Annotated in this window: 10 protein-coding genes; 4 read left to right on the top strand and 6 right to left on the bottom strand. The window is 73.4% G+C overall.

Annotated features, from left to right (window positions below):
• Positions 1 to 308 precede the first annotated feature (308 nt).
• Entirely contained in the window at positions 309 to 2,789 is a 2,481-nt protein-coding gene (locus tag ACFXGA_RS09880; RefSeq protein WP_378086112.1) for a glycoside hydrolase family 65 protein, read from the bottom strand.
• Between the two features lie 621 nt (positions 2,790 to 3,410).
• Here ACFXGA_RS09880 and ACFXGA_RS09885 point away from each other — a divergent pair.
• Positions 3,411 to 3,926, top strand: coding sequence for a flavodoxin family protein (locus ACFXGA_RS09885; RefSeq protein WP_378086114.1), 516 nt, complete (start codon positions 3,411 to 3,413; stop codon positions 3,924 to 3,926).
• 558 nt (positions 3,927 to 4,484) lie between these two features.
• Positions 4,485 to 6,137: a hypothetical protein gene (locus ACFXGA_RS09890; RefSeq protein ID WP_378086116.1), complete on the top strand. Its 1,653-nt coding sequence runs from the start codon at positions 4,485 to 4,487 to the stop codon at positions 6,135 to 6,137.
• Between the two features lie 462 nt (positions 6,138 to 6,599).
• Here the strand turns inward: ACFXGA_RS09890 and ACFXGA_RS09895 are convergent, their stop codons facing one another.
• The 4 genes from ACFXGA_RS09895 to ACFXGA_RS09910 form a co-directional block, all read right to left on the bottom strand.
• Entirely contained in the window at positions 6,600 to 8,867 is a 2,268-nt protein-coding gene (locus ACFXGA_RS09895; RefSeq protein WP_378086117.1) for a heavy metal translocating P-type ATPase, read from the bottom strand.
• A gap of 165 nt (positions 8,868 to 9,032) precedes the next feature.
• Positions 9,033 to 9,467, bottom strand: a complete 435-nt coding sequence (locus ACFXGA_RS09900) for a universal stress protein (RefSeq protein WP_378086118.1) — start codon at positions 9,465 to 9,467, stop codon at positions 9,033 to 9,035.
• A gap of 295 nt (positions 9,468 to 9,762) precedes the next feature.
• On the bottom strand, positions 9,763 to 10,134 hold the full coding sequence (locus tag ACFXGA_RS09905; RefSeq protein WP_378086120.1) for a hypothetical protein: 372 nt from the start codon (positions 10,132 to 10,134) through the stop codon (positions 9,763 to 9,765).
• Positions 10,135 to 10,365: 231 nt separating this feature from the next.
• Positions 10,366 to 11,361, bottom strand: a complete 996-nt coding sequence (locus ACFXGA_RS09910; protein WP_378086122.1) for an Acg family FMN-binding oxidoreductase — start codon at positions 11,359 to 11,361, stop codon at positions 10,366 to 10,368.
• A gap of 190 nt (positions 11,362 to 11,551) precedes the next feature.
• Between ACFXGA_RS09910 and ACFXGA_RS09915 the strand changes: the two genes are divergently transcribed.
• A complete protein-coding gene (locus ACFXGA_RS09915) occupies positions 11,552 to 13,192 on the top strand; it encodes a GAF domain-containing protein (RefSeq protein WP_378086235.1) in 1,641 nt (546 codons plus the stop codon).
• Positions 13,193 to 13,233: 41 nt separating this feature from the next.
• Here the strand turns inward: ACFXGA_RS09915 and ACFXGA_RS09920 are convergent, their stop codons facing one another.
• On the bottom strand, positions 13,234 to 13,950 hold the full coding sequence (locus ACFXGA_RS09920) for a universal stress protein (protein ID WP_378086124.1): 717 nt from the start codon (positions 13,948 to 13,950) through the stop codon (positions 13,234 to 13,236).
• Positions 13,951 to 14,117: 167 nt separating this feature from the next.
• Between ACFXGA_RS09920 and ACFXGA_RS09925 the strand changes: the two genes are divergently transcribed.
• A complete protein-coding gene (locus ACFXGA_RS09925) occupies positions 14,118 to 15,056 on the top strand; it encodes a universal stress protein (protein ID WP_378086126.1) in 939 nt (312 codons plus the stop codon).
• Positions 15,057 to 15,075 lie beyond the last annotated feature (19 nt).

Consider the following 15,075-nt stretch of genomic DNA (forward strand, 5'->3'; position numbering starts at 1 on the left):
ACCCGCCCCCGCCCCCCACCCCGGGGCGGGCGGGCGGGGCCCACCCGGGCCGCGAGCCCCCGCCCCCCGCGCCCCCCCGACCGGTGTGCCAACCGCGCTGGGGCGCTCGAACGAACGTGCTCGACGGCGACGCGGGACCGGGGCAGGTGGCGCACCGGCACGACCGTTCAGGTCGCCCGCCGGCAGACCCGTTCGGCCGCGCCGGAGCCGGTCACCCGAGAGGTGGTCGGCCAGGCGACGCGCTGACCGGGGGTGGAACCGACAGGCGTGCCGGCGAGGACGACCCCGTCCGTCGGCGTCCCGGTGCGTCAGGTCTCGCGGTTGCGCGGAACGACGGGACTCGGTGGCGCGTCGGCCAGCGGCACGAAGAGGTGACCACCGCCGCCCAAGGTTCGGGTCACGTCGTCGACGACGATCGTGATCGGTGCGGCGGAGCCGGGGCGTGCTCGCACGTGCAGGTGGCTGTGGGTGACGGTCAGGCGAAGCCAGTGGCCGCGGTAGCGCAGGTCGACGTCGAGACGCGTGAGTTCGTCGGGTAGCCGGGGGTGCAGGCGCAGGATGTCGCCCCGGGTCTCCAACCCGGTGTAGCACCTTTGCAGGATGTCGGCAGTGGCCGCCATCGCTCCCAGGTGGACACCCTCACGGGTCGTGCCGCCCGCGGTGTCGGACAGGTCTGCGTCCAGGGCCTCCCGCAGCAGGCGCCAGGACGCGGGACGGTCTCCCCTGGACAGCACCCAGGCGTGCACCACCCTGCTGAGCGTCGAGCCGTGCGTGGTGCGGGTGAGGTAGTAGGACACGGTGTCGGGGATGCGGGCGGGGTCGAAGTCGTAGCCCAGACGCCGCAGGATCGCGGTGAGTTCGTCCGCGCTGAGCAGGTAGAGGAGCATGAGGACGTCGGCCTGCTTGGACGCCCGGTAGCGGTTGGTGGTGTCGCCTTCGGCGTCGAGCAGGAGGTCCAGCCTGCCGATGTCGCCGTAGCGGCTCCGGTAGGCGTCCCAGTCCAACTCGTCCAGCCTGTCGTATCCCTCGAACTGGGCCATCAGACCGCCCCTCAGGAACGGCACGTGGAGCCTGCGGCTGAGTCGGTCCCATCGCCGGAGTTCGTCGGCGGTGACACCGAGGCGTTGCCACAACTGCTCGGTGTGGTGCCCGCCCAGCACCTCGTGGGTGTCGAGGACCCGGGTCAGCACCCAGGACGTCATCACCGCGACGTAGGCGTTGTCGTCCACCCCCGTGCCCGGCCGGTCGGGGTAGCCGTCGTGGAACTCGTCGGGCCCCATCACGCCGCGCAGGTGGTATCGGTCGGCCACCGGGTCGTGCTCGGCGATCGCCGTCCAGAACCGGGCGATCTCGACCAGCAGTTCCGCGCCGTACGCGGCCAGGAAGTCGACATCGCCGGTGACCTGGTAGTAGTGCCAGACGTTGTAGGCCACGGCAAGGTTGACGTGGTGCTGCCGGCGGGAGTTGTCCGCCATCCAGGCGTGCGAGTGCGGGTTGTAGAACCGTTCGGGGGTTTCCTCGCGGCCGTCGCTGCCGCTCTGCCAAGGGAACAAGGCGCCCGCGGCACCTACGGCACGAGCCAGTCGTCGGGCTTGCGGCAGGCGTCTGTAGCGATACAGAAGCAAGGCGCGGGTCAGCTCCGGGACGCGCAGGTTCAGCAGCGGGAACACGAACAACTCGTCCCAGAAGACGTGCCCCCGGTAGCCCTCGCCGTGAAGACCTCGCGCGGGAACCCCCGCATCGAGGTCGGCGGTGTGCCGTGACAACGTCTGTGCGACGTGGAACAGGTGCAGGTGCGCGGCGCGCCGGACGTCGACCACGACCGGGGCACGGGCGGCGAGGTCGAACGAGATCTGCCACCGCTGCCACACGTGCTCCCACGCCTGGGCGTGGGCGGCGCGCAGCGCGGCGAAGCCGGGGGTGTCGGCCAGTTCACCGCGGGCCGCGTGCAGCGGTTCGGAGATCGCGTGGTCGCGGGACGTGAAGACGGCGACGATCTTGTCGACCGTCACGCCGACGCCGCACTCGACCGGCATCGTCAGCTCGTGACCGACGCGTCCGCGTCCGCGGACGTCCCGGCGTCGCGTGTGGCCGTGTTCCGTGGTGGTGCGGGCGGCCATCGCGATGCGCACCCGCGACTGCGTGGTCTCGGTGACCAGCCAGCAGGTGTCGTCCTGGTGACCCGCCTCGGGAACGGCGAGGTGTCGCTTGGCCAAGGCGTCGAACTCCGCGACGTTGCCGTTGCACACCGTCCCGTCCAGCGTGCTGCGCACCTGGAGGTCGCCGGACCAGTTCTGCGGTGTCACGGTCGTGTGCAGGGCCATCAGGTGCGGCTGATCCATCGACACCAGCCGTTCCTGGTGGACGTGCGTGCGTCTGAGCCGCGGATCGTCCACCACCAGGTCGCGCAGGAGCAGCCCTCGACGCAGGTCGAGGACCACGTGGTGGTGCACCACCCGCCAAGTGCCCGGTGCCTGCCAGGCGTCGTCGCCGTCCGCCCGGATGGTGAGCGGCAGCCAGTTCGGCAGGTTCACCAGGCTCTCGTCGGACCGCGTTCGCCCGTCCACCCGGGATTCGAGCCGGTTGTAGACGCCGGCCGCGTACGTGGCGGGGTAGTGCGTGCCGTCGGCGACGGCTTCCGGGGCTGCGCCCCTCGTGGCCAGGAATCCGTTGGCCAGCGTCGACAACGCCTCCCTGGCGCCCTCGGAAGCGGGGTCGGCGTCAGCGTAGGAAAGCTGCCACTCGCTGTCGGCCAGCGCGCACAGCGAACACGCTTCATCCCGCGTCACGGACGTCACCTCCGACGCGTCCACGAAGGAGACCGGGGGTGGTCGGCGGCGCCGGTCGAGCCGCTGCCGCGACCACACCCGGCAACGGCTGCTTGCCGCCGGGGCAGTGCCCGAGCGGTGCTCCGCCGGGCCGGCACCGTGCCGCGACGGGGTCCCGAGAGACCTGCTGCCCATCACGCGAAGGCGTTGCCCCGTCGGTACCGGCCGGCGGCGACGTGCCCGCGACCGGGCCGCGGACGCGGACGAGCGTGCAGTGACGCACGGACCACCTCCTCCGGTCGAACCAACGCCTGCCGCTCATGGCGGCGCACGGCAGATCGCCGATCGTGCGCGCCCCCGGGTCCAGGGTCGCACGCCGCGCCGAAAGAGCGGATGGTGTTCTCGGGAGGACCCGGGCCTCCAGCCGTCCCCACGACCGGGGCCGGCGGGAAGGAGCCCATCCGCCGGCAGGGCCGTGCGCCGATCGGACCGGAACCGCCCCGGATGGGCTGTGGTCGGCCGGATCGGGGACCTCCGCCTCTGCGCGGCAGGGGCGGAGGTCCCTGCGGTCACGGGCTCTTCACCGCTCACCCCGACCTCCCCGCGGTGCGACGGTCGAGGTGACACGGGAGGTGGCAGGCGATGACAAGGGCGCTCGTGGTCTACGAATCGATGTTCGGCAACACCAGGGTGATCGCCGAAGCGGTCGGCGCGGCGCTGGCCGAGGGCGGGCTGCGGGTGGACGTCGTGGAGGTCGGCTCGGCGCCCGACGTCCTGCCCGCCGATGTCGCCCTGCTGGTCGTCGGTGCGCCGACGCACACGTTCAGCCTCAGCCGACCCAGCACACGGAGGCTCGCCGCCGACCAGGCGGCCGGCGACCTCGTTTCCCGGGGTCGGGGCGTGCGTGAGTGGCTCGCCGCGCTTCGACCCGTGGTCCGCCCGGTCGCGGCTCGTGCGTTCGACACCAGGATGGGAACCGGTTGGTTCACCGGCTCGGCCGCGAAGATGATCACCAAGCGCCTGGGCCGGTTGCACTTCGACGATGTCGGCGCCCCGAGGTCGTTCTACGTCGCCGGCACCTGCGGCCCGCTCCTGGAGGGTGAGCTGGACCGTGCCGCCGACTGGGCGCGGACCGTTCGGGCCGCTTCGCCGGCGTGATCCGGTAGCCCGACACCGCCGCCGCGGCGATCGTCCGGAGGCGGGGGGGGGGGCGGGGCGCGCCGGCGGCGGGCGGCGAGGGGATTCCCCAGCCGGGGGGGCGGGGGGCGCGGCCCCGGCCCGCGTCGGGGGCGCGCCCGTAGGGGCCGGCGCGGCGGGGTTAACCGGCCCCCCCCCCCCCCCGGCCGCGCCCACCGCCGGCCGGCGGCGCTCGGCCCTGGCCGACCGTGCGCCGGCGGTCGAGGAGAAGCCCGAGCGGGTGGTCCGGGGGGCGACCGGACGCGGTTGCTGAGGCATTGCCCGCCCGGCCGCCGTGACGCCTGGGGCGTCGCAGGTGACGCCCCGTGGAGAGTGCGCCCGTCGGGTCGATTCGAGTGGAACCGCCCTCGCGCTGCCGAGCACGAGTCCCGTCCAGGCCGGGTCTTTGGACCCTCGACGGCGCCTAACCCAAGGCGTTGCACTCGGCGTACCGAACTCGGCGAGTGTTGCGGGGTGACCGGCATGACACTGAACGACGCTGGATCGAGGACGGCTGCGTCCGGCCTCGACCACGCGATGATGAGCGAGCTGGCGGCGCAACTCCCCGGTCTCGCCGGTCTCGGACCGTCGAACGCGCCGGCGGTGCTGGAGCACCTGGGTGTGCCGCCCGGGTTGGCACGACAGCTCCGCGACGGCCTGTACCGACTGCTCGAGGAAGACCCGGGGTTGAGCCGTGCCGCCGGCGACTTGTTCGACCAGATGAAGTGGACGAAGTCGCAGCTCAGCGACTGGCGCGAACTCCAAGGGCACCTGGAACGGAGCTTGGCGGATCACCCCGATGTGCACGACGAGATGCGGGCTCGCCTGGTGACCGCGCACGTCGACGCGGTGCGCGAACGTGACCGGCTCGGCGCGGAACGGGGGTGGGTGCGACGATCATTGGCGCGGATGGGCAGGTATGCGAGCTACGGAGTGATCCTCCTGGTGACGCTCGTCGCGGCAGTGGCCCCGGTGGGCGCGGTGGTGACCTTCGCCGATGAAGGGGTGCGCTGGGCACTGCTGCGGGTGTTCGCGGTGCTGGCGCTGTCCGTCTTCCCCGCGTTCCTGCTGATTCGCTTCGTCTCGGCGCGAGCGGTGTCCATCTGGGAGGATTTCGTCCTCAACCTGCACCGCCTCGGCATGGACCGACCCCGGCACCTGCCCGAGCCGATCCCGAACTCGATCTACTTCGAGCGGTGGCTCGCCGACGGCGGCCAGGTCTACCTCGGGCAGAGCACCATCTATGAGCGCAAGTTCATCGCCGCGTTCGGGCAACTGCCCCGCGGCGACGGTCTTCGGCGCATGTTGCGGCCGGTGGAGATCTCGCCGGTGTACCTCACGACGCTGCTGTGGGCGGTCTGCTGGACGACCGTCCTGTGGGGCGCCGCGCCGTTCGACCTGGAACTGGAGCACCTGTCGACGATGGCGGCGTTGTCCTTCGCGTTCCTCGGCGCCTACGTCTTCGCACTGCAGATGCTCATCAGGCGGTACTTCCAGAACGACCTGCGTCCGATGGCGTACACCAGTCTGAGCGCGCGAACGCTTTTCGCCCTCGTGGTCGGGTACACGGTGCACCAGTTCGGCGGGCAGACGTGGAGCGCGGGCACGGAGGCGGCGATCATGTTCGTCATGGGATTCTTTCCCGTCAGTGCGCTGCAACTGTTGCGCCTGGCGGCCGGCAAGGCGCTGCGTCGGGTGAACGTGCCGGATCTGACCGGCAGATACCCGCTCGGCGAGCTGGACGGAATGAACATCTGGTACGAGGCCCGGTTGCTGGAGGCCGCCGGGATCGAGGACATGCAGAACCTCGCCACCGCCAACCTCACCGATCTGATGCTGTCGACCAAGGTGCCCACCGCGCGACTGGTCGACTGGGTGGACCAGGCGATCCTGTGCCTGCACCTGGAACCCCTGGAAGATCAGCTTGCGCACGTGGGCGCCGGGTACCCGCGATCGGGCGATCGCGGGGCGCAGGCGCGCACCGTGCGGGCGAAGCTCCGGGCCCACGGCATCCGCGCGGCGACGGACGTGTACGACGTGCGGCGCAAGCGCCCGGTGGTCGAGAACCTGAGCGGGTTGATCCGCTGCGACGGTGACGACGTCAGCGTGATGGACTCACTGGCGGCGACCCTGGTCCGGGAACCGAACTTGCACCACGTGCAGTGTTGGCAGAGTGCCTGGCAGGGCAGTTGATCACCGAGTGAGGTGACGCTCTGCGCGCCCACCCGGGTGATCGGACGACGACGCTGATCATGTCGCGCATTGCCCGCGTGATCCGCTCCCACGGTCAATTCGGGGCAACTGAACGGGGTGCACGCGCCGGTGAGCAGGTGAGGAAACGCGACACCACACGAGTGCCGGCGGGTCGGAAACGCTCACACGGGGTCCAGGCCTGCACCGCGGATGCGATCGACCTCGACCTGCCACGGCTCGTGCCCGAGCGTTGGACCGATGGCCGGCGTCGACTACGGCGGCCCTGCCGCCCGGGACGTATCACGGCAGCATCACGATGCGTGTCCGGGCCGACGCCTTGACGGGCGCGGTCATCGAGTCGAGCAGCGGGCCGTCGATCCGCCACGTGGTGCGCGATCGGCACGCCACACCGCGCCTACCGGACCCGGCGGCCGAGCCGGTCTCGTGTCGACCGGTGTGCCGTCACCGGCGCTGCGTGTCGTCGGGCTCGGTGGTGGCGAGGGTGAAATAGGCTTCCTCCTCCTGCGCGAAGTGCAGCGTCAGGATCGCGTCGAGCCCGTACAGGGTCGCCCGGAGGTCGTCGACCTGGTCGGGGTGGACGGCGTTCGGCGATTCGGCGAGGTGGCGGCCCAGCCTGCGCACCAGCCGTTCGATCTCCGCGTGCCCCCGGCTCATGGTGAGCGTCCCCTCGCTCCCGCCGAGCAGGCCCGCCAGAGCGGGGTAGAGCGTGGTGTCCTCGGCGTGCTCGTGGGGCAGCAGTCGGTCGGTGAGGAGGCGGTAGGTGTCGCGCAGCAGCGCGTCCGTCCCGGGGCCGACGCCGTCGGCCAGCGCGTCCGCGGCTCGCCGGACCATCGCCCGGACCTGGATGAGGTCGTCGTGCTCGCGGGCGAAGCGGTGGAGCAGGCGGTCGGCCTCGGCGGGCGGCCGCCGCGCCGGGCCGGTCAACGCCCGCAGGGCGTTGGCGATCACGATCAGGTCGATGCCCTCCTGGACCACGGCCCCGACGACGGGCACCAGCAGGCCGCCGGCGGCCGCCAGCATGGCCAGCAGCGACGCGAGGGTGCCGATGGCGGCGCTCTGCACGGCGAGCCGTCGGGCACGACGCGCGGTTTCCACGGCGTCGGCCAGTCGGTCGATCCGGTCGTCGAGGATCACCGCGTCCGCGGCCTGTGCGGCGGCGGTGGAGCCGCGCGAGCCCAGGGCCACGCCCACGTCGGCGGCGGCCAGCGCGGGCGCGTCGTTGATGCCGTCGCCGACCATCGCGGTGACGCCCTCCGAGCGGACCTCGCGCACGTGGGCGATCTTGTCGGCGGGGGTGGCGTCGGCGTGCACCTCGTCGATGCCCAGCATCCCGGCGACTTCGGTGGCGTTGTCGACGCGGTCGCCGGTGAGCAGCACGACGCGCCGCACTCCGGCGGAGCGCAGCCTGCGCATCGTGCGCGCCGCGTCGGACCGGATCCGGTCGCGCACGAACAGCGCGGCCAGCGGTTCGCCGCCACGACGGACCCAGACGACCCCGGCGAGGTCGAGACGGGCGCGGCGCGCGGCGGCGCGTGCCCAGGGCGGCAGCCCCTCGTCGGCCGGTGGCCGCCCCACCTCGACGGTCCGGCCGTCGACGAGCCCGGAGGCCCCCTGCCCGGGAACCTCGGTCACCGACTCGGCGGGCAGCGGTCGCACCCGTGCGCGTTCGGCGGCGCGCAGCACCGCTCCGGCGAGCACGTGCGGTGAGTACCGCTCGACCGCCGCCGCGTGGGCCAGTGCCTCCTCGGCGCTCGTGCCCGGCGCGCACGCCACGTCGACCACCTCGGGCCTGCCCTCGGTGACCGTGCCGGTCTTGTCCATGACGAGGGTGGTCACCCGGCCGAGGAGTTCGAGCGCCGCCCCGCCTTTGACCACCACGCCGGAACGCGACGCGCGGGACATGCCACCGGTGACGGCGATGGGCACGGCGAGCAGCAGGGGGCACGGTGTGGCGGTGACCAGGACCGCCACCGCACGACCCGGGTCGCCGCTCGCCACCCACGCGAAGGCGGCGACCAGCAGTGCCGCGGGCAGGAACCACGTCGCGACCCGATCGGCCAGCCGCGCCACCGGCGCACTCGCCGCGGCCGCTTGCCGGGCCAGTTCCACCACGCCGGCGTAGGTGCTGTCCGCGGCGGTCGCCGTGGCTGTCAGGTCGACCGCGGCGCCGGCGTTGACCACGCCGCTGCGCACCGGTTCGGCCGGGGCGCGGAAGACCGGGACCGCTTCTCCGGTCAGCGCCGACTCGTCGAACGTCCCGGCGCGGACCAGCGTGCCGTCGACCGGGACGACCTCGCCGGGCAGCACCACCACCCGGTCGCCGGGCCGCACCCGGGTGATCGGCGTGGTGACGACATCGTCCCCGCGGCGCACGTGGGCCCGGCTGGGGGCGCGTTCCAGCAGTGCCGACAGGTCCCGGCCCGCCCGCCGCTGGGCGGCGGACTCGAGCACCCGACCCGTGGCGACCATCACGGCGATGATCGCGCCGGCCAGGAACTCGCCGACGGCCAGCGTGCCACCCAGGGCCAGCACCGCGAGCACGTCCGCGCCGTACCGGCGGGCCTTCAGATCCGCCAGCACCCGGGTGGTCGCCGGCACCAGGGTGACGCCGTCGGCAAGCGCCCACAGGACCGCCGCGGGCGCCGGCCCGGCCGTCCTGGCGACCGCGCCACCTGCCAGCAGCACCGTGACGAGCACCAGCAGTGCCATCTCGCCGGACGGCACCCGGCGTCGGCGGCCGTCCTCGGCCGACGCCCGCCTCCGGCCGGGCTCGCCGGCCGGAGAACCCTGCGAAGCGCGGGTCCCGTCACCAGGCTCCCGACGCGGTGGCGATCCGGCGCGCCGATCGCGTCGCCACAGGGGGGTGGTCACAGGTCAGGTCCGGCCGGGCGGCACGACCACGACCGGGCACGTCGCGTGGCGCAGGCAGTCCGCCGCCACGCTGCCCAGGAACACCTCGCTCAGCCTGGTGTGCCCGTGGGTGCCGACGACCAGCAGGTCCGCCTGCCGTGACGCCCGGGACAGCGCGGTTCCCGCGTCGCCGACGACGGTCACCTCGGCGACCGGTGGCGCACCCGGCACGGTGGCACGGACCTCGTCCACGATCGCGTGCAGTTCCTCTGCGGGGTGCCGGTGGTCGGGTCGGTCGGCGTGCGGGTGCACGCCCATCGACGTCGCCGCCACGAACTCCGGCTCGCGCAACCACGCCATCGTCGCCTCGACGGTGTCGCCCGTCTTCATCGCCTGCCTCAACGCCCAGCGCAGCGCCTCACGGCTCGCCGGGGAGCCGTCCACACCGATGAGGATCATGATCCTTCTCCTCTCCCTCCACCTGAAGCGTTCGCCCCGCGACCGCGTGCCGGCAGGGGCCTAAGTCACGACCACCGAGGGTCGATGCGCCCGGCTGCGGTGGACGCGACGCCCATCCGGGGGATCGGGGCGGGGCGTGCCCTGGGCGTTCGGCCGTGCGAGCCGTCCAGCGGACCGCACGAACCGCGCAGCCCGTTCGCCCGGTCGCCGCGCGCTGGGCGAGGGCACGAGCGTGTTCGACGTCGCAGTGGACGGTGCGTCGCACCGGTGGGACGACGCACGCCGAACCGGTCGATCAGACGTGGCTGTCCTGGGCCGCGGCCAGGCTCGCGCGGCAGCAGCGGATGAGCTGCCGGGTGGCGGGACCTTCGGGGATGCGCCGGCAGCGGGTGCAGCGGACGGCGACCGTGCCGGTCAGCTCGTCGACGCTGATGTCGGCGGCGCACTCGCACGCGCGGCACCAGCGGTGACCGGTGACGGGGATGACGTGCGTCCGGGAGTGCACGCAGTGGTGCAGCCAGCGGCGGTGGATGCGGCAGGTGATGCGTTCGAGGGGGTTCAGCCCGGTCTCCTCGGCGGCGTCCTCGCGGGTCAGCACGGCGGCGAGCGCGACGTCCCGGACCTCGGCGTAGGGATCGCGTCGACTGGTCTCCAGCAGCGTGGACATGACGGCCTCCGGGCTTCCTCGTGCAGGCTTCCAGCCTCCGCCGCGGCCGGATCGCCCGACACGGCACGAAGACACCACCTCTGGGGGACGTCGGACGAGTCCACCACGCAGGCCTGCCCTGATCCGCCGGGACCAAAGGCCCGCGGCAGGTCCCGCCGAGCGCGTCCCGTGCGGCTCGCGTCGAAGCGGCCGGCGATCGCCGTTCGGACGGGACGCCGGTCCGTCACCCGGTCAGGGGGTGTGGCTCGCGGCGGTCGGTTCCAGCAGGAGTTCGTGGACGGGGCGGCGAGGGCTTGCGGGGACCAGGGAGCCGTAGCCGATGCGCAGCACGGTCTGAGGCTCCAGTGAGCCGCCCAGGGCGCGACGCAGCTCCTCGCGGACGGGTCGGACTTCGATGACCTGGGACATGAACGAGGCGGACAGGCCGAGGGTGGTGGCGGTGAGCAGCACGCGTTGCAGCGCCTGTCCGGCCTGGAGTTCGGCGAGAGGGCCCTCGTAGTACGAGCACAGCACGACGACGAGCGGGTCGGATTCGTAGTCCTTGCCGGGTGGGCGCTGCCTGGCCTGGAAGTCGCGCAACGCCCACTCGTCCTGGGGTTCGGGTCGTACGCCGGCCGAGGTGGTCGGGATGCCGTCGTCGGTCCGCGTGCCGGTCCACTCGGCCAGTTCGGTGCGCACGTCGGCGTTCCCGGACTGGATGTGGTGGGCCGTGGCCACGAGCCGTTGCAGGCGGGCGCGTTCGTCGCGGTCCGTGACGACGTGCAGCCAGGACCGCTCCCGTTCGGCGGCGCGCACCAGCGCGTGGCGGTGCCGGACCGGCACCGGGACGTCCCGGAACGGCTTGCGGTTGGTTCGCCGGGCCGGGACGGCCTTGGCCAGTTCGCGGGTTTCGGCGTCGAGGACGTCGTGCCCACCGCGGCGGATCGTGGCCAGCGCGCCCGGCGCGTCGGCTCCCGGCATCAGGGTCACGAGCGGGCGGACGCCGTGCCGGCGCAGGGCCAGGCGGAGGTTGTAGAGGGCCGCGCCGCAGGACAGCCGCAGCTCCCGGTGCTCCGGGTCGGTGGCGGGCAGCACGCGCGCGGCGTCGGGGTGCAGTTCGATGCGGTCGGGGGCGAGCCGGAACCGCCAGGGCTGGGTGTTGTGCAGCGACGGCGCCAACGTCGCCGCGGTGAGCATGTCGGTCACCACGTCGACCGCCAGTCCGAACACCTCGGTCACCTCGGTCATGTCCCTGCCCGTTCACCCGGTCGTGCCGTCGACTCCACTGTGCGGCACGGGAAGCCGGGTCCACACGGGCGAAGGTCCCGACCGACCAGAGCCGGTTGGACTTGGCGTCGGCGTCGGGTGGTGGAACGCTGTCGGTGTGTCCGGTGCCGAGGACGGGGATGAGCCGCGCCGCCTGCTCGGCGGCCTGCGGATGGACGAGCTGCTCGACGAGATGCGCGAGCGGTTGACCGAGATCGGTTCCACCCGGGACAAGATGCAGGGTCTGCTGGACGCCGTGTTGGCGGTGGGCGCCGGGTTGGAGTTGGACTCGACGTTGCAGCGGATCGTGCAGGCGGCGGTGGGGCTGGTCGGGGCGCGGTACGGGGCGTTGGGCGTGTTGGGCGGTCGGGAAGACCTGTCGGAGTTCGTCTACGTCGGCATCGATCCGGAGACCCGTTCGCACATGGGGCATTTGCCGCAGGGCAAGGGACTGCTCGGCCTGTTGATCGCCGATCCGCGGGCGATCCGGCTGCACGACCTGGCGCAGCACCCGGCGTCGGTGGGCTTTCCGGCCAACCACCCGCCGATGCACAGCTTCCTGGGTGTGCCGGTGCGGGTGCGTGACGAGGTGTTCGGCAACCTCTACATGACGGAGAAGGTCGACGGGTCGGATTTCAGCGCCGATGACGAGGTGGTGCTGACCGCGCTGGCCGCGGCGGCGGGTGTGGCGGTGGAGAACGCGCGCCTGTTCGAGCGGTCGCGGATGCGCGAGCGGTGGCTGGAGGCGACCGCCGAGATCAATTCGGTGTTGCTGGGCGGCGCGTCGCCGGAGGACGCTCTGCGGTTGATCGCCCAGCGGACGTGCGAGTTGCCGGCGGCGTCCATGTCGTTGATCGTGCTGGTGGAGGACTCCGACGTGCGGCGGCTGCGGTTGGCCGCGGGCGCGGGCGGCCAGGTCGAGGGCCGGGTGGGCGGCGCGTTCGCCGCGGCCGGGACGGTGGTGGAGGAGGTGTTGTCCACCGCCACGCCGATGCTGGTCGAAGACCTGGGCGGGCGGTTGGGCGACCTCCCCGTCGAAGTGGGCCCGGGGGTCGTGGTGCCGTTGCGCGCGGGCTCCGTCGTGACGGGTGTGCTGTTGGTGGGCCGTGAGAAGGGTGGGGCCCGGTTCGGCGCGGAGCAGGTGCCGTTGCTGGCGTCGTTCGCCGACCAGGCGGCGGTGGCGTTGGAGTTCGCCGAGAACCAGCGGGCCCGCCGGTTGGTGGACGTGCTGGAGGACCGCGACCGGATCGCGCGGGACCTGCACGACCACGTCATCCAGCGGCTGTTCGCCACCGGGATGGGTTTGCAGGGCGCGTTGGGCGCGATCCGCGAGCCGCAGGCGCGGGAACGGGTGCGCAAGGCGGTGCACCAGCTGGACGAGACCGTGCTGGAGATCCGCACCTCGATCTTCGACCTGCAGGCGGGCGACGAGCTGCCGGGGCTGCGGCGGCGGCTGCTGGACCTGGTCTCCGAGCTGACCGAGCACGCGCCCGTGACGCCGACCGTGCGGATGAGCGGGACGGTGGACAACTCGGTTCCTGACGACGTGGGCGAGCACGCCGAGGCGGTGGTGCGGGAGGCGGTGACCAACGCCGTGAGGCACGCCCGGGCCAAGGAACTCGTCCTCACCGTGGAGGCGGGCGACGAACTGACCATCACGGTGGTGGACGACGGCGTCGGCATGCCGCCCGCGGTCGCCCGCAGCGGGCTGCGCAACCTCGAACAGCGTGCCGTCGCGTTGGGCGGCACGTGCTCGGTGACCGGTGAGCCTGCCGGCGGCACCCGCCTGACCTGGCAGGTTCCCCTGGTGTGAGGCCCGGCAGGCGCGCCGTGCCCCCGGGCGCGCACGGCTGCTCAACGCACGGCGGGCACCCGGTCGGTCGCGGTCGGCTGCCGCGGGATCAGCCCGGCGGGGTAGCGGTGCGCGACGAGCACGGGACAGGGGGCGTGGTGGAGCGCCGCGCGGGTGACCGGACCCCGTCCCGCCAGGACGAGCAGGTCGGTGTCGGCGTACCGGCCGAGCGCCTCGTGCGGGTGCATCCTGGCCAACAACGACGTGTGGCGCGTGCCGTCCAGCACCTGGTCGGCGTGGATCAGGGGCCACTCGGGGTCGTCGGCCCGCACCGGCAGCGGCGGCGTGGCGTGCAGGATCCGCAGCGCCGCCCGGTGGCGTCGCGCCTGGTCGACGGCGCGGGCCAGGGCCAGGTCGTCGTCGGCCGGGTCGCCCGACAGCAGCGCGGTCACCCTGTGGTGGGCACGCCGCAGCGCCTCCGCGGTGCCGCGGACCACGGCGACGTCGCACGCGGCGTGGTCAGCCAGCGGCAGCACCAGCCGTCCGAGCCCGAACGACGTGCCGTTGGCGCCGCGGTGGGGGACCACGAGCAGACCCGCCCGGTGGCTGACCCGCAGCAGGTCGCCGACCGGGTCCTCGGCGGGAGGGCGCACCTCCAGCGGCGCGGCGGTCCGCTCCGCGTGCTCGGCCGCCCACCGCACGGCGGCCCGTCCCCACGGGGAATCGTCCCCCGCCACGACGATGGGCGGGGATGTCGCGGTGAGGCGCCGTTCGTCCATGCCTCCACCATCACCCGGCCGGCGCGCCGGCGACGCAGCCGTTGGTCCCTGTCCGATGAGGTCCTAGGACCACTGTTCGCGGCCGGCCGGGTGCCTACCGTCGGGAGGGCGGACCGAGCGGCGGCACGTCGGCCGCCCCGGAGCCGGGGATGCGGAGGGTACCGGTGATGAGCGCTCCGATCGTGGTCGGTGTGGACGGTTCGACGTCGGCGTTGACGGCCGTCGAGTGGGCCGCCGAGGAAGCGGCACGGCACCACGTGCCGCTCGAAATCCTGCACACCTACGTGTTGCCCCGGCGCGGCTACCCGGACCTGGTGCTGACCGCCGACAACGTCCGCAAGGCGTTCGAGCAGCAGGCGTGGCAGTGGACCGAGGAGGCCGCGGCCGCGGCCCGCGCCGCCACGCCCGCGACGGAGGTGGAGACCTCCGTCGTGGTCGACCGACCCGCCGCCGCGCTGGTCGCCGCCTCCCGCCACGCCCGACTCGTCGTGCTGGGCTCACGAGGGCTGGGAGGCTTCACCGGGCTGCTGCTCGGCTCCGTGGCCGTCGCGGTCACGGCGCACGCGCAGAGCCCCGTGGTCGTCGTCCGCGGCGGGTTCCACGAGGACGGTCCCGTGGTCGTGGGTGTGGACGGCTCGCCGGCGAGCGAGCGTGCGATCGCCTTCGCGTTCGACCAGGCGTCCTCGGCCGGCGTGCCGTTGACGGCGGTGATCGCCTGGACCGACTTCCCGGTCGAGAGCGCCTACCAGTCCCGCATCACGGTCGACTGGTCCCAGGTCGGCGGCGAGCAGTCGCGCCTGCTGGCCGAACGCCTCGCCGGTTGGCAGGAGGAGTACCCGGACGTCCACGTGGTGCGTGCCGTCGTCCGCGACCGCCCGGTCCACGCACTGCTGGCCGCGGCACGCGGAGCCCGGCTGCTGGTCGTGGGCAGCCACGGCGCGGGCGGCTTCAGGGGCATGCTGCTCGGCTCGGCCGGCCACGCCCTCGTCCACCACGCGCCCTGCCCGGTGGCGGTGGTCCGACCGGCCGTCGCGGCCGGAGCACGACGGAGCACGACGGAGCCGGCCCGTCCCGTAGCACCGTCGAGCCGGACGTCCCGGTGGTGAGCCGCCCCGGGCGGCCCGT

It is taken from the genome of Actinosynnema sp. NPDC059335 (genome assembly GCF_042752395.1).
GTDB lineage: Bacteria > Actinomycetota > Actinomycetes > Mycobacteriales > Pseudonocardiaceae > Actinosynnema.

Coding starts and splice junctions, on each gene's coding strand:
- ACFXGA_RS09885 (WP_378086114.1), top strand. CDS start 3,411: ATGACAAGGGCGCTCGTGGTCTACGAATCGATGTTCGGCAACACCAGG.
- ACFXGA_RS09890 (WP_378086116.1), top strand. CDS start 4,485: ATGAGCGAGCTGGCGGCGCAACTCCCCGGTCTCGCCGGTCTCGGACCG.
- ACFXGA_RS09895 (WP_378086117.1), bottom strand. CDS start 8,867: ATGGCACTGCTGGTGCTCGTCACGGTGCTGCTGGCAGGTGGCGCGGTC.
- ACFXGA_RS09900 (WP_378086118.1), bottom strand. CDS start 9,467: ATGATCCTCATCGGTGTGGACGGCTCCCCGGCGAGCCGTGAGGCGCTG.
- ACFXGA_RS09905 (WP_378086120.1), bottom strand. CDS start 10,134: ATGTCCACGCTGCTGGAGACCAGTCGACGCGATCCCTACGCCGAGGTC.
- ACFXGA_RS09910 (WP_378086122.1), bottom strand. CDS start 11,361: ATGACCGAGGTGACCGAGGTGTTCGGACTGGCGGTCGACGTGGTGACC.
- ACFXGA_RS09915 (WP_378086235.1), top strand. CDS start 11,552: ATGGACGAGCTGCTCGACGAGATGCGCGAGCGGTTGACCGAGATCGGT.
- ACFXGA_RS09920 (WP_378086124.1), bottom strand. CDS start 13,950: ATGGACGAACGGCGCCTCACCGCGACATCCCCGCCCATCGTCGTGGCG.
- ACFXGA_RS09925 (WP_378086126.1), top strand. CDS start 14,118: ATGAGCGCTCCGATCGTGGTCGGTGTGGACGGTTCGACGTCGGCGTTG.